The organism is Streptomyces lydicamycinicus (assembly GCF_000829715.2).
Classification (GTDB): domain Bacteria; phylum Actinomycetota; class Actinomycetes; order Streptomycetales; family Streptomycetaceae; genus Streptomyces; species Streptomyces lydicamycinicus.
In genome coordinates this window covers 593247-607050 of the sequence record NZ_BBNO01000002.1, presented here as the reverse complement: position 1 = coordinate 607050, position 13804 = coordinate 593247, and the positions used below count along the sequence as shown (strand labels likewise).

The 13804-nt window shown below is 72.6% G+C and carries 12 protein-coding genes; 2 read left to right on the top strand and 10 right to left on the bottom strand.

Going from position 1 to position 13804, the window contains the following annotated elements; genetic code table 11:
* The first annotated feature begins 86 nt into the window (after positions 1 to 86).
* A complete protein-coding gene (locus TU31_RS08100) occupies positions 87 to 1748 on the top strand; it encodes a protein kinase domain-containing protein (RefSeq protein ID WP_042151145.1) in 1662 nt (553 codons plus the stop codon).
* A 127-nt stretch (positions 1749 to 1875) separates the two neighbouring features.
* Here the strand turns inward: TU31_RS08100 and TU31_RS08095 are convergent, their stop codons facing one another.
* From TU31_RS08095 to pdhA, 9 genes are all read right to left on the bottom strand, one after another.
* Entirely contained in the window at positions 1876 to 2442 is a 567-nt protein-coding gene (locus TU31_RS08095; protein WP_181018561.1) for a bacterial proteasome activator family protein, read from the bottom strand.
* Positions 2443 to 2582: 140 nt separating this feature from the next.
* A complete protein-coding gene (locus tag TU31_RS35825) occupies positions 2583 to 3470 on the bottom strand; it encodes a hypothetical protein (RefSeq protein WP_158894288.1) in 888 nt (295 codons plus the stop codon).
* A gap of 152 nt (positions 3471 to 3622) precedes the next feature.
* A complete protein-coding gene (locus tag TU31_RS08085) occupies positions 3623 to 4600 on the bottom strand; it encodes an NAD(P)H-quinone oxidoreductase (RefSeq protein WP_042151141.1) in 978 nt (325 codons plus the stop codon).
* A 94-nt stretch (positions 4601 to 4694) separates the two neighbouring features.
* On the bottom strand, positions 4695 to 5834 hold the full coding sequence (locus TU31_RS08080; RefSeq protein WP_042151140.1) for a potassium channel family protein: 1140 nt from the start codon (positions 5832 to 5834) through the stop codon (positions 4695 to 4697).
* Complete coding sequence (locus TU31_RS08075) at positions 5831 to 7489, bottom strand: molybdopterin molybdotransferase MoeA (protein WP_042151136.1); 1659 nt, start codon at positions 7487 to 7489, stop codon at positions 5831 to 5833. The genes TU31_RS08080 and TU31_RS08075 overlap by 4 nt, the downstream gene beginning before the upstream one ends.
* The gene (locus TU31_RS08070) at positions 7486 to 8403 is read right to left on the bottom strand and encodes a DUF6457 domain-containing protein (protein ID WP_042151133.1); all 918 of its coding nucleotides are present in this window, start codon (positions 8401 to 8403) and stop codon (positions 7486 to 7488) included. The genes TU31_RS08075 and TU31_RS08070 overlap by 4 nt, the downstream gene beginning before the upstream one ends.
* Before the next feature lie 126 nt (positions 8404 to 8529).
* Positions 8530 to 10119 (bottom strand): dihydrolipoamide acetyltransferase family protein, encoded by a 1590-nt coding sequence (locus TU31_RS08065; protein ID WP_042151126.1) that lies wholly within the window; start codon positions 10117 to 10119, stop codon positions 8530 to 8532.
* Positions 10119 to 11153, bottom strand: a complete 1035-nt coding sequence (locus TU31_RS08060) for an alpha-ketoacid dehydrogenase subunit beta (RefSeq protein ID WP_042151122.1) — start codon at positions 11151 to 11153, stop codon at positions 10119 to 10121. The genes TU31_RS08065 and TU31_RS08060 overlap by 1 nt, the downstream gene beginning before the upstream one ends.
* Positions 11150 to 12343 (bottom strand): pyruvate dehydrogenase (acetyl-transferring) E1 component subunit alpha, encoded by a 1194-nt coding sequence (pdhA, locus tag TU31_RS08055; protein WP_042151119.1) that lies wholly within the window; start codon positions 12341 to 12343, stop codon positions 11150 to 11152. Before pdhA ends, TU31_RS08060 begins: the two co-directional genes overlap by 4 nt.
* 225 nt (positions 12344 to 12568) lie before the next feature.
* On the opposite strand from pdhA, the gene TU31_RS08050 reads away from it, so the two are divergent.
* Positions 12569 to 13108 (top strand): Lrp/AsnC family transcriptional regulator, encoded by a 540-nt coding sequence (locus tag TU31_RS08050; protein ID WP_042151116.1) that lies wholly within the window; start codon positions 12569 to 12571, stop codon positions 13106 to 13108.
* A gap of 103 nt (positions 13109 to 13211) precedes the next feature.
* On the opposite strand, the gene TU31_RS08045 is transcribed toward TU31_RS08050, so the two are convergent.
* A complete protein-coding gene (locus TU31_RS08045; protein ID WP_042151113.1) occupies positions 13212 to 13802 on the bottom strand; it encodes a TetR/AcrR family transcriptional regulator in 591 nt (196 codons plus the stop codon).
* Between the last annotated feature and the right edge of the window lie 2 nt (positions 13803 to 13804).

Below are 13804 nucleotides of genomic sequence, written 5' to 3'. Positions count from 1 at the left end.
CCGGGGCCTGGGGCAGACTTGGCTGCGAAATTCCAGATTTTGATCGCTATACGTACGGGTAGTGCGGCCTAGGGGGAAGCGGAACGATGAGCCAGGACGGCGCTCAGGGCCAATTCGAGGGCCGTTCGGTCGGCGGGGGACGTTACCAGCTTCGTGATCTTCTCGGCGCGGGCGGAATGGCTTCCGTGCACCTCGCCTACGACAGCGTGCTGGACCGCGAGGTCGCGATCAAGACGCTGCACACCGAGCTCGGGCGCGAGCAGGCCTTCCGTGAGCGCTTCCGCCGTGAGGCCCAGTCCGTGGCGAAACTCACGCACACCAATATCGTCTCCGTCTTCGACTCCGGTGAGGACGAGCTCGACGGCGGCATGGTGCCGTACATCGTCATGGAGTACGTCGCGGGTCAGCCGCTGCGCTCCGATCTGGACACCGACGTCGCCCAACATGGCGCGATGCCGACGGAAAAAGCCCTGAAGATCACGGCCGATGTCCTGGCCGCGCTCGAGGTCAGCCATGAAATGGGCCTGGTCCACCGGGACATCAAGCCCGGCAATGTGATGCTGAACAAGCGCGGCGTCGTCAAGGTCATGGACTTCGGTATCGCCCGTGCCATGCAGTCCGGTGTGACGTCCATGACACAGACCGGCATGGTCGTCGGCACCCCGCAGTATCTGTCGCCCGAGCAGGCGCTGGGCCGCGGTGTGGATGCCCGCTCCGACCTCTACTCCGTCGGCATCATGCTCTTCGAGCTGCTGACCGGCCAGCTGCCGTTCGACGCGGATTCCCCGCTCGCCATCGCCTACGCCCATGTCCAGGAAGAGCCCCCGGTCCCGTCGAGCATCAACAGCTCGCTGCCGCCGGCCGTGGACGCACTGGTGGCCCGTGCGCTGAAGAAGAATCCCAATGAACGGTTCCCCACCGCCGAGGCGATGCGGGACGAGTGTCTGCGGATCGTCGGGTCCGGGCAGTCCGGTTCGACGCCGCTGATCATCAGCGAGGGTCCGCGGGCCCGTACCAGCGGTGCGTCGGTCTCCTCCGCGGTCTTCCCCACCGCCTCCGGCAACCCGCACACCCCGGCCCCGCCGAACGTGCAGCAGCCGTACCAGCCGACCCAGGCGGCCGCCTTCGGCCCCTCGACGCCCCCGCCCCTGCCGCCGAACAACACCTACCCGACGCCCGCGCCGGGCCCCGTTCCGGGTCCGGCGCCGTTCAATACGGGTGGCTACCAGCCGCCGGCGTACACCCCGCCCCCGGTGACGGCCTCGATGCCGTCGGCCGGCGGTCCCGCCCGGCGGAAGAACAACAGCGCGGTGATCGTCGTTTCGGCGATCATCGGGGTCGTCGTGGTCACCGCGATCGCGATCGGTATCGGTCTGAGCGCCGGCTCCAGCGACGACAACGGCGGGGACCTCAGCCCGACGTCGGCGTACTCCGACACCGCCTCGCCCACCGAGAGCGTCCGGCCCGAGGACAAGACGGCGACGATCCTGACGTCCGAGTGCACCAACCCGACCAAGAGCTCCGTCGACCCGCGCAAGATCCTCATTCCGCACTTCCGCTTCAAGAATCTGGACTCGGTGAAGAAGTGCATCGAGGCGGCCGGCTGGAAGTACAAGGTCGTCGCCCACGAGGACAGCTCGCTCTGGGGCAAGAACACCGTCACCAACCAGAGCCCGTCGTCCGACTGGTGGTACCCGAGCAAGAACGACCCCATCGAGCTGACCGTCTCAACCGGTCGCAGCGGCTGACGCCGTACGGCCCACGGGCCTTCCGTACATGACGGAGGGGCCGGCACGCGGACTGCGTGCCGGCCCCTTCTGTGTGTCCTGGTGCTGCGGGGCAGGTGTGCTCCGGCAGGCCCCGCGGACCCCGGGCTCAGAGGTACGGGCCCGAGCGGGCGCCGCCGTGACCGGGCGCGCCCTCCTCGCCCTCCATCGGAACGGCACCGGGCGGCAGCGCACGGCGCATCGACTCCAGCTGGGCACGGGCCGCCATCTGCTGGGCGAACAGCGCGGTCTGGATGCCGTGGAAGAGACCCTCCAACCAGCCGACCAGCTGGGCCTGGGCGATCCGCAGCTCCGAATCCGTCGGCACCGATTCATCGGTGAACGGCAGCGACAGCCGCTCCAGCTCCTCGACCAGCTCGGGGGCCAGGCCGTCCTCCAGCTCCTTGACCGAGCTGGAGTGGATCTCCTTGAGCCGGACCCGGCTCGCCTCGTCCAGAGGAGCGGCCTTCACCTCTTCCAGCAACTGCTTGATCATGCTGCCGATGCGCATGACCTTCGCAGGCTGTTCGACCATGTCCGTCAAGGGGGTCTCCCGGGACTCTTCGCCGTCTTCCCCGCCACCGGAGCCCGCGCCGCCGCCGAGCGCCATGCCGTCCGGGCCGACCACCAGGACGTGCGGATTCTCCTGCGACCGTTCATTCATCGGCATATCCATGCCGCCATTCTCTCGTACGCGGGCTCCAGACAAGTGGTGCCCCGGGGAGAAGGTGATCCACCCTTCCGAGCGGACCCGGCGGCCGCTGTTTCACGTGAAACAGCGGATTCTCGCCGTTTCACGTGAAACCACCGAAATCGTCAGCCCCGGCGCAGCCGCAGGGCGAAGAAGGCCAGCCCCAGACCGGTGAGAGCAAGCCCGGCACCCATCGGGAGAACCCGCTCGACCGGCGCCACAGGGGTCTCCATGGCGTACGGGGTCGCCGTGGCCGCCGCATCGTCATCCGTGCGCTCCGGTGCGGGGCGAACCCCCTCCGGGGCGGGCGTGGGGAGGGGCGGCAAGGCCTCGTAGGTCCGCCGGCTGAACCGGTCCGCGACGTCGTAACGGCGGGAAGGAGCGGGCCGTGACGGGGTGGCCGCCGCCGCGTGGGATTCGGACGCCGCGGGCTTGCGGTGCTTCTTCGGGGCGCGCCGACCGGGCCGCGCGTGCGCACGGTCGGCGTCGGAGGGCCCCGTCGCGTCCGGGTGCCGATGCCTGCCGGGCCTCGGGAAGTCGGCACTGCCGCCGTCGGGCCCCGAGATGGAGTACGGCGGGAAGCCTGGGCCAAACGGGTGATGCGGGTGGTGGCGCCACCGTCCGTGCCCGCGGAGCCCTCCGAAGTGGTGGTGATGCGACGGCCGGTGCGGGACGCCCGGAAGGGCATCCGGCAGGCCGGGGTAGCGGTCCGGCAGCGCCGGGGCCCCCGGGTGGCCCCGGTGCCCGGCACGCACCCGGCCCCCTCCACCCCCGGGCCCCTCGACCGGCGGCGGGCCGATCGCGAAGTCATCGAACCCGTCCAGACCGAAGCCGTCGGCGCCGGGGACATCGTCGGGCTGGTCGCCCGGGCGGGCGAGAAGCGGGGGACGGTCGACCGGAGTGGCCCGCCGGTCCGCGGCCACCGCGGAGGTGGCCCCTATCGGTACGGGCAGCACGACGGCAGCCACCAACAGACCGGTGGCGATGCGCGAACGGAATCCTGGAGCGACCACAGTGCCCCTCCCGTGCCGAGCCGTCGAGTGACCTGCCCAGCGTCACATGTGATGAGATTCACGGCATCCTGGACATGTCGGGCGGGTTACCGGGCGCATACGCGGGAGGGGTGGGCGCGGACAGCGCGCGTGGCCGGGGCGCGGCCGGGGGCTCAGACCGTCAGCACGACCTTGCCGACATGGGCACTCGCGTCCACGACCCGGTGTGCCTCGGCGGCGTCCGCCATCGGGAGACCGCGGTCCACGATCGGCCGGACCTGGCCGTTGGCGATCAACGGCCAGACGTGCTCGCGTACCGCGGCGACGATGGCCGCCTTCTCGTTCAGCGGGCGGGCGCGCAGCCCGGCACCGGTGATCGCGGCGCGCTTGGCCATCAAGGCCGCGAGATTCAGCTCCGCCTTCACCCCGCCCTGAAGCCCGATGATCGCCAGCCGGCCGCTGACCGCCAGCGCCTTGACATTCCGTTGGAGGTACTTGGCGCCGATGATGTCGAGGATGACATCCGCGCCCGTGCCGTCGGTGGCCTTGCGGATCTCCTGGACGAAGTCCTGTTCGCGGTAGTCGATGAGGATGTCCGCGCCCAGCTCGGCGCAGCGGGCCAGTTTCTCGGGGCCGCCCGCGGTCACCGCGACCCGTGCGCCGACGGCCTTGGCGAGCTGGATCGCCATCGTGCCGATGCCGCTGGCACCGCCGTGGACCAGCAGCGTCTCGCCGGGCCGCAGGTGCGCGATCATGAAGACGTTCGACCAGACCGTGCAGGTCACCTCGGGCAGCGCGGCGGCCGTGACCAGGTCCACGCCGGACGGCACCGGCAGCACCTGGCCGGCCGGGACGGCGACCTTCTCGGCGTATCCGCCGCCTGCCAGGAGCGCACACACCTCGTCGCCGACGGCCCAGCCGTGCACCCCGGGGCCGAGCGCGCTGATCCGCCCCGAGCACTCCAGCCCCGGGTAGGGGGAGGAGCCGGGCGGCGGGTCGTAGAAGCCCTGGCGCTGGAGCAGGTCCGCGCGGTTCACGGCGCTGGCCGCGACCTCGATCAGGACCTCGCCCTCGGCGGGCTGCGGATCGGGCACGTCCGCCCAGACAAGTGCTTCGGGGCCACCGGGCTCCGGGATAGTGATCGCTCGCATGGGCGCGAGGCTACTCGCCGTCCCCGCACGGAGCGAAGGTGCGGGGGCCGACGACTACCACCGGGTCGGCCATCCACCCCCGCACGACGTGCGGTTATTCATCCGCGCGGCGCATCGGGGCGACGCCGGTGCCGGGGAGGGTCGGCTTGGCGGACTGCTTGCCGGAGTGGTCCGCCGCCTCCGCCGGGGCCGCCCGCACGATGGTGATCAGACGGTCCGTGCTCTGTAGCGGACTGGCCTCCGGATCGTCGTAACCGAGGAGCCGGTGACCACGCAGCACGGAGACGACCAAGTCGTCCGTCTCCCGTACGGACTTGCCGACCTCCGCCTTCACCACCGTGCGTTCCACCAGGTCGAGGCCGCTGCCCTGCTGGATCAGGTCCTCCATGACGGTGCCCGCGCTGGGGCTGTGCACGGAGAGCCCCAGCAGCCGGCCGGCCGCGCTGGCCGACGTGATCACGGAGTTGGCGCCGGACTGCCGCAGCAGCGGGGCGTTCTCCTCCTCCCGCACCGCCGCGACGATGTTCGCCCGCTTGTTGAGCTGACGGGCGGTCAACGAGACCAGCACGGCGGTGTCATCGCGCTGCGTGGCGATCACGACCTGATGGGCGCGCTGGATCTCGGCCCGGAGGAGCACATCGCTGCGGGTCGCATCGCCGACCACCCCCGCGAACCCGTCGGCCACCGCCGCGTCGATCACTTTGCTGCTGGGGTCGACGATGACGATGCGGTCTGGGTGCAGCCCCGTCGCACACAGGGTCTGAGCTGCGGAACGGCCCTTCGTCCCGAAGCCGACGATGACGGTGTGGTCGCGCAAGGCGTTTCTCCAGCGTTTCAGTTGCCACTGCTCGCGGGTGCGCTCGGTGAGCACTTCCAGTGTGGTGCCGACCAGGATGATCAGGAACAGCACCCGGAGCGGCGTGATGAGCAGGATGTTCAGCAGCCGCGCGCTGTCGCCGTACGGGACGATGTCGCCGTATCCCGTGGTCGAGAGCGTGACGGTCGCGTAGTAGAAGCAGTCGAGCAGATCGACCTTGTCATCGGCGTTGTCGTGGTACTCGTTGCGGTCGATCCAGACGATGAGGACCGTCGCGAGCAGCACGAGCAGCGCCATCAGCAGCCGGCGGGCGACCTGCCGCAGCGGCGGCTTGGGGGCGCGGCGCGGCAGCAGCACCCGGTGCGAACGGTCCTCGGGCACCTCCCGCGCCGCGGCGTCCTGGGACGGGAGCTTCACGCGCGGCCTCCGGTGGCCTCAGGGGGGCCGTAGGGGTCCCCGGGGGCGGCCCAGCCGGGCGTCCAGCCCGCCGACCAGCCTGCTGGCCAGGGGAGTTCCAGGATTTCGAGTTCGGTGCCACGCTCCGCGCCCCCGGGCGGGACGACGGCCAGCCCCTCGGCGGCGGCGATCCCGCGCAGCATGGCCGGGCCGTGGAAGCGCAGCGGTACCGCCGTCAGGCCGTGCCGTTCGTCGTCGCGGTAGGACACCGGGATGAGCCGGGTGTCCCGCGGATGCCCGGTGACCGCGGCGGCCAGCGGCGTGCGGTACGGCGCGGCGGGACGGCGGGCGGTGAGCGTACGGAGCAGCGGTTCGGCGAGGGTGAGCAGGCCGGAGACGGCGGCGAGGGGGTTGCCCGGCAGGCCGACGAGATACCGGCGCGGGGCCAGGCGGGCCAGCAGCATGGGGTGCCCGGGGCGTACCGCCACCCCGTCCACCAGCACCTCCGCGTCGAGCCGGCGCAGGGTGGGGTGCACATGGTCGACGGGGCCCGACGCGGTACCGCCCGTCGTGATCACCACGTCGGCAGTGGACTCCGCGAGGGCGGCGTACAGGGCATCGGCCTCGTCGGCGAGATGGCGGGGCGCCGCCACCTCGACGCCCAGCGCATGCAGCCAGGGGGCGAGCATCGGGCCGAGGGCATCGCGGATCCGGCCGTCCCGCGGCAGCCCCTCGTCCAGCAACTCGTCGCCCAGGACGAAGACTTCGCCGCGCGGTCGGCGGTAGGCGGTCAGCTCGTCGTAGCCGGCCGCCGCGGCCAGGCCGAGGACGGCGGGGGTCACCAGGGCGCCCGCGGGCAGCAGTTGGTCGCCGCGGCGGCACTCCTGGCCCCGCGGGCGGATGTCCTGGCCGGGCGGCGCGGGCCGCGGTGCGTACAGCCGTCGTCCGCCGTCGCTCAGCTCACGGACCTCACCGTGCTCGCTGCGCAATACGGCGGTGGCTCCGGAAGGGACGCGCGCGCCGGTGGCGATCGGGATCGCATGGCCGTCGAGGAGCGCCTCGGTGGAGGCGTGACCGGCGAGGATGCCGGACGGGGGGCCCGCCTCGGATGCGTCGGCGGGCTGGTCCAGGCGCCAGGGGCCGGGGCCGGCGACCGCCCAGCCGTCCATCGCCGAGGTGTCGAACGACGGCAGATCGGTGAGCGCAGTGAGGGGTGCGGCGAGCGTACGGCCGAGCGTCGCGCCGAGCGCCGAGGTCTCGGGCGCGAGCGGCCCGGGGGCGGCCCGCTCGGCGAGGCGGCGGGCGGTGTGCCAGGGGACGGCGGCCGGGGTGGGGCGCGGGCCGGGGCCGGTGGGAGGCGCGGGGTCCACGGGGCCGGAGGGGCCGCTCCGGGCGGCGGCGGGGTCGTCCGGCGCGAAGGGGTCGTCCGGTGTGTACGGGGCGTCGCCGCCGCCGTCGGTCGCGGAGGAGGCGGCTGCCACGGCCCCTCCGGCGGCGTACGGCGCGGTGACGGTCGTGATCTTGGGCCCCTCCCCGGGCCCTACGCGCAGCGGTGCCCTGCCGTTGGCCAGCGCGAGCGCATCGTCGAAGGGGTCGCCGCGGCCCTCGGCCGAGGGTTCGTCCCACGGTCGGCCCACCCCGCCGCCGGCCTCCCCGCCCCACTCCCGGCCGGTCATTCCGCGGGCTTCGCTTCGGCACCCGTGGCGCCGCCGGCGTCGGACGCGTCCTCGGCCTCGGCCGCCCAGCGGTGGGCCAGCGCGGCGGCCCGGTCGGCAAGTTCCTGCACATCCCGGTCCTGACGGCCCGCCGCGTAACCGATCAGAAAGGTCGTCAGCGGCGCGGCGGGGCGGGCCACGCCATGGGCCGCGTCCCGCGCGAGATCGAGAAGCGCCGCCGTGTCGACATCGAGCTCGATGCCCAGTTCGGCCTTGACTGCGGTGATCCATTCGTCCAACACGTTCCCATGCTCCCTGATACGGGCGCGTGCCGCGCTGATGTCTTCCCAGGTGTCGCAGTCGAAGGAGGCCGTGGCGGTGGGGTCCGGGACCCGTTCGAGCGCCAACTCGGCCAGCAGCGCGCGCAGCGGGAGTCCGGCCAGGCCGCCGTGTGCGGCTCGTATCCGTGCCAGGGCACGGCGCAGCGGCTCGGCCCGGTAGGCCGCCACCAGCGGCTGATCCCGCCCCGAGGCGTCCCGGAGCATCGCCCCGTCGTGCGGCGCGGGGCTCCCGCCCGGCCCGGCCGCGCCTGGCGTGGGCGTAGCCGCCAGGAGGCCCCGTACCGTCGCGGCCGTCAGGAACGGGAGATCGGCGGAGAGGACGAGCACCGTGGGGGCGGTGGTGTGCCGCAGGCCGGCGTCCAGCGCGGCGAGCGGACCGCCGCCCGGCGGGTCCTCCAGGGCGTGGACGACGGCGCGGGCGGTCGGGCGCGCGGGCCCGACCACCACGGCCGTCGCCGCGTCGGGGCAGGCGGCGAGCACCCTGTCCAGCAGCGGACGGCCGCCGACGGACAGGGCGGGTTTGTCCGCCCCGCCGAGCCGCCGGGCCGCGCCCCCGGCCAGCACGACGACGTCGTGGTCGGTGAGGTCGTTCACCCCTTGAGTATCGCCGGGGGCACCCGGTTCACACCGCTGCCGGAGCGACAGCGGCTGTCAGCTCCGCCACAGCGGACCCGGCCGGGGCGGCCGGAGGCATCGCCGCTGCCTCCGGCCGCACTCCCGTCACAGCGTCCGGAGCAACAGCGCGGGCTGCTCCACACAGTCGGCCACGAACCGGAGGAAGCCGCCGGCGGTGCCGCCGTCACACACCCGGTGATCGAAGGTGAGCGAAAGCTGGACGACCTGCCGGACGGCCAACTCACCTTCGTGTACCCAGGGTTTGGCGGCTATCCGGCCGATGCCGAGCATCGCCGCCTCGGGGTGGTTGATGATCGGCGTGGAGCCGTCGACGCCGAACACGCCGTAGTTGTTGAGGGTGAAGGTGCCGTGTGTCAGCTCGGCCAGGGAGAGCCCGCCGGCCCTGGCCCGTTCGGTGAGCCGGGCGATCTCGGCGGACAGCTCCTCGACCGTACGGGCATGGGCGTCCCGTACGACCGGCACCACCAGGCCGCGGTCGGTCTGCGCCGCGAAGCCCAGATGGACGGCGGGCAGCCGGACGATCTCCTGGGCCTCGGTGTCGACGGTGGAGTTGAGCGCCGGGAACCGCGCGAGCGCGGCCGTACAGATCCGGGCCAGCACTGCCAGCAGCGACACCTTGGGGGTGCCCGGCACATTCATCGCCCTACGGGCGGCGAGCAGCTCGGTGGCGTCGGCCTCCACCCAGCAGGTCGCCTCCGGGATCTCCCGGCGGCTGCGGCTGAACTTCTCTGCGGCCGCACCGAGCATCCCCTTCAGCGGGATCCGCTCCTCACCTGCCACGGCACCGGCCCCGGTCGCGGCCCCGACCACCGTCACGGCACCGGCGCGCGCCCCGCCCGTCCCACCGGCACCGGTTGTCCTGTCAGCACCGGCAGTGGTGGTGGCTGTTCCGGCGGCAGCGGCCGTCTCCCGCTCCTGCCGCGCCCGGATCGCGCACTCGACATCCGTACGGAGGATCAGACCGTCCCGTCCGGATCCCGTCAACTCCCGCAGATCCAGGCCGTTCTCCCGCGCCATCCGGCGCACGAGCGGGGAGATGACGGCCACCGTACGGCTGTCGTCCTCCACCGCACCGGCCCCGGCCGCCCCGGCCCCGGCCGCCCCCACGGCCGTCGCCCCGGCCGCAGGCGCCCCTGAAACACCGGGCGTCCCCTCGGCCGCACCGGCCCCGGCCGAGCCGTCCGCCACCCCGCCGGGCGGCCGTGGCACTCCCGCCATGGGGCCCGCTCCGGGCCCCGGCCGGATACGGCGCCGACGCGCCGCCGCCGCACTGGTGCCGTACCCGACGAGCACATTCCCGGACCCGGCATCCGCCGCGCCGTCCGCAGGCGCCCCCGAGGCCCCATCCGCATCGGGCGCACCGCCTTCCGCACCCGCCCCGGCGTCCGGCCCCGTCCCCGGGCCGGCCCCCGCGAGGTCATCCGGCACGGCCCCCACCGCGACGGTCACCAGCGGTGCCCCCACCGGGACTTCGGCCCCCTCCTCGCCGAAGCGGGCGGTCACCACGCCCCCATACGGGCACGGCACCTCCACCATCGCCTTGGCGGTCTCGACCTCCACCACCGGCTGGTCGATGGCCACCACCTCGCCGACCTCGACCATCCAGTGCACGATCGTCGCCTCAGTGAGGCCCTCCCCCAGGTCGGGCAGGGTGAATTCGCGGACCACGGCCATCACTCACCACGTCCCTCGGTCCAGTCCGACTCCCACTGGAGGCGGGCGACGGTGTCCAGAATCCGGTCCACGCCCGGAAGGTGGTGCCGCTCCAGCATCGGCGGCGGATACGGGATGTCGAAGCCGGCGACGCGCAGCACCGGCGCCTCCAGGTGGTGGAAGCAGCGTTCGGTGATACGGGCGGCGATCTCGCCGCCGGGGCCGCCGAATCCGTTGGACTCATGGACGACCACGGCCCGCCCGGTCCGCCGCACCGAGGCACAGACCGTCTCGTCGTCGAACGGCATCAGGGACCGCAGATCGACCACTTCCAGGTCCCAGCCCTCGGCGCGGGCGGCCTCGGCGGCCTCCATACAGACCGGGAGCGACGGGCCGTAGGTGATCAGCGTGGCGCTGCTGCCGCGGCGCCGGATCTCGGCCTGGCCCAGGGGCGCGACCTCGGTGGGTGCATCGGGCGACCAGTCGGCCTTGGACCAATACAGCCGCTTGGGTTCGAGGAAGACGACCGGGTCGTCGGAGGCGATCGCGGCGCGCAGCAGTCCATAGGCGTCCTCGACGGTCGCCGGGGTGACGACCTGGAGCCCCGGGGTGGCGAGGTAATACGCCTCGGAGGAGTCACTGTGGTGCTCGACGCCGCCGATGCCGCCGCCATAGGGGACACGAATGGTCAGCGGCATCGTGAGCGCGCCCTGGGTGCGGTTGCGCATCCGGGCGACATGGCTGATCAGCTGCTCGAAGGCCGGGTAGGCGAACGCGTCGAACTGCATCTCGACGACCGGCCGCAGCCCGTACATCGCCATACCGACGGCGGTGCCCAGGATGCCGGCCTCGGCGAGCGCGGTGTCCGTGCAGCGGTCCTCGCCGAATTCCTTGGCGAGGCCGTCGGTGACCCGGAAGACGCCGCCCAGGGTGCCGACGTCCTCACCCATGACATGCACGGACGGGTCGTCGGCCATGGCGTCGCGCAGTGCGCGGGTCAGCGCCTGCGCCATGGTGGCGGGCTTGCGCGCGGTCGCCGGAGCGGTGGTCGTCATGGCCTGGCCTCCTCGGCGGACCCGTCGGTGCCCGCTGCGTCCTCGGTGTGTCCGGCGGCCTCGGCGTCCAGCTCGGCACGCAGCTGTGCGGCCTGGGCACGCAATTGGCTGGTCTGCTCGGCGAATACGTGGGTGAACAGGTCCATCGGGTCCACCTCCGGGTCGGCGTTCATCCGCTCCCGGAGGTCGGCGGCCATGTGCTCGGCACCGTCCCGGGTGGCACCGACGAAATCATCGGTCAGCAGATCGCGGGCGGCCAGCTCGTGCTCCAGAAGGGCTATCGGGTCGTGTGCCTTCCAGGTCTCGACCTCGGCGTCGCTGCGGTAGCGGGTGGCGTCATCGGCGTTGGTGTGCGCCTCGATGCGATAGGTGACGGCCTCGACGAGGGTGGGACCGCCGCCCCTGCGGGCGCGCGCCACGGCCTCGGTGAGCACCTCGTGCATCGCGGGGGCGTCGTTGCCGTCGACCAGGCGGCCCGGCATGCCATAGCCGACCGCCTTGTGGGCGAGGGAGGGCGCGGCGGTCTGCTTGGCGAGCGGCACGGAGATCGCGAAGCCGTTGTTCTGCACGAGGAAGACGACCGGCGCCTGCCAGACCGCCGCGAAATTCAGCGCCTCGTGGAAGTCGCCCTCGCTCGTGCCGCCGTCGCCGACCATGGCCAGCGCGACCACCTCGTCGCCCTTGAGGCGGGCGGCGTGCGCCAGGCCCACGGCATGCGGAAGCTGGGTGGCGAGCGGGGTGCACAGGGGGGCGATGCGGTGTTCGCGGGGGTCGTAGCCGTTGTGCCAGTCGCCGCGCAGCAGGGTCAGGGCCTGTACGGGGTCGAGCCCGCGGGCCACGGCGGCGAGGGTGTCGCGGTAGCTGGGGAAGAGCCAGTCCCGGTCTTCGAGGGCCAGCGCGGCGGCGACCTCGCAGGCCTCCTGGCCGGTGGAGGACGGGTAGACCGCCAGGCGTCCCTGCCGGGTCAGTGCCGTGGCCTGGGCGTTGTACCGGCGGCCGCGGACCAGCTGGGTGTACAGCCGGGTCAGCAGTCCGGATTCGAGCCGGGCGGCGGCGTCCGTGCCCAGGAGGCGGTAGGGCTCCGCGTCGGGCAGGAGGGGCGTGGGGTCGACTCGCGGCTGCCAGGCGGGCGGCGGACCGGCCAGGCTGCTCTTGTTCCTGCTGCTGCCGGGCTGCTCAAGGACCGTCATGTCGAGCACCTCCTCGGATCGAAGGGGGCGGCGCCAGGCGCCTCATAGGGGTGGTGGGCGGACGGCGGGCGGGCAGGATGGACTCGGCCAGGGCGGGTACGCCCTGCCCTACCGATTGTTCGGTCGCTGATGCATTTTGGCTACAGGCGGGCTCAGCCTGTGGACAAACGGTTCTCCACAGCTTGAGATGAAGCCAGGGCGTCCACCAAGGGGAGGCGGGACCACATGCCGGACGAACAGATGGCCAATTCCGGGGGGCAACCGGCGACGCCTGCCGGACCGCCACCGACGCCGTCCGCCCCGCCCTCGCCGGCCGCACGCCCGCTGGACACCATCGACCGCTCGATCCTGCGCATGCTCCAGACCGACGGCCGGGCCTCGATACGCTCCGTGGCCGAGCGGGTGCATGTCTCGCGCGCCAATGCCTACGCCCGGATCAACCGGCTGATCGACGACGGGGTGATCCGCGGCTTCAGTGCCCTCATCGACCAGGAACGTGCAGGTCAGGGCGCCTCCGCCTACATCACGCTGAAGATCGTGCAGAACTCCTGGCGGACCGTGCGCAAGCAGCTCACGGCACTGCCGGGGGCCACGCATATCGCGCTGGTCAGCGGCGATTTCGATGTGCTGCTGCTGGTCCACACCAAGGACAATCGCGAGCTGCGCGAGCTGGTCCTCACCCGTATCCAGTCGATACCGGAGGTCCTGAGCACCCGCACCCTGCTGGTCTTCGAGGAGACCGATCTCGGCCCCGAAGAGGAATGACCGGCCGGGCCGCCGCCGGGGCTCACCGGGGACCGCGCCCCTCAGGGGAGGCCGGGATCACGCCCCTGGATCACGGCTCTCAGGGGCCGTCCGATGGCGCGGATCAGGCCTTGCGCAGCCCCGCGAACGCCGTACGCACCACGGCCTCGGCGACCTCGTCACGGCTCGCCGAGCCGCCCCGCCCCGGCCGGTACCACTCCACAATCGAGTTGATCATGCCGAAGAGCAGCCGGGTGGCCAGCCGGATGTCCACGTCGTCCCGTAGATCGCCGTCGGCGGCGGCCTGCTTGAGCAGGTCGGACACCTCGTGGTCGAACTCCCGGCGGCGCTCCATGGCCCACCGTTCGGTGTCCGTATTTCCGCGCACCCGCAACAGCAGCGTCACATAGGGGAGTTCGTCCATCAGCACCTCGGCCACGCGCCGGGTGACATGCTCCAGCCGCTCGATCGCCCGCCCCTGGAGGGCGCCCGGCTCCTCCAGCACGCCGAACAGCCCGTCCAGCGCACGGCTTATGGCACGGTGCAGCAGCTCTTCCTTGCTGCGCACATGGTGGTAGATCGAGGACTTCGAGATACCGGCCGCCTTGGAGAGGTGCTCCATGGACGTGCCGTCGTAGCCGCGCTCGATGAACACCTCGACGGCGACCGCGAGCAGCGAATCGGGCGTATAGGTGTCGCGCTTGGCCATGGTCATGA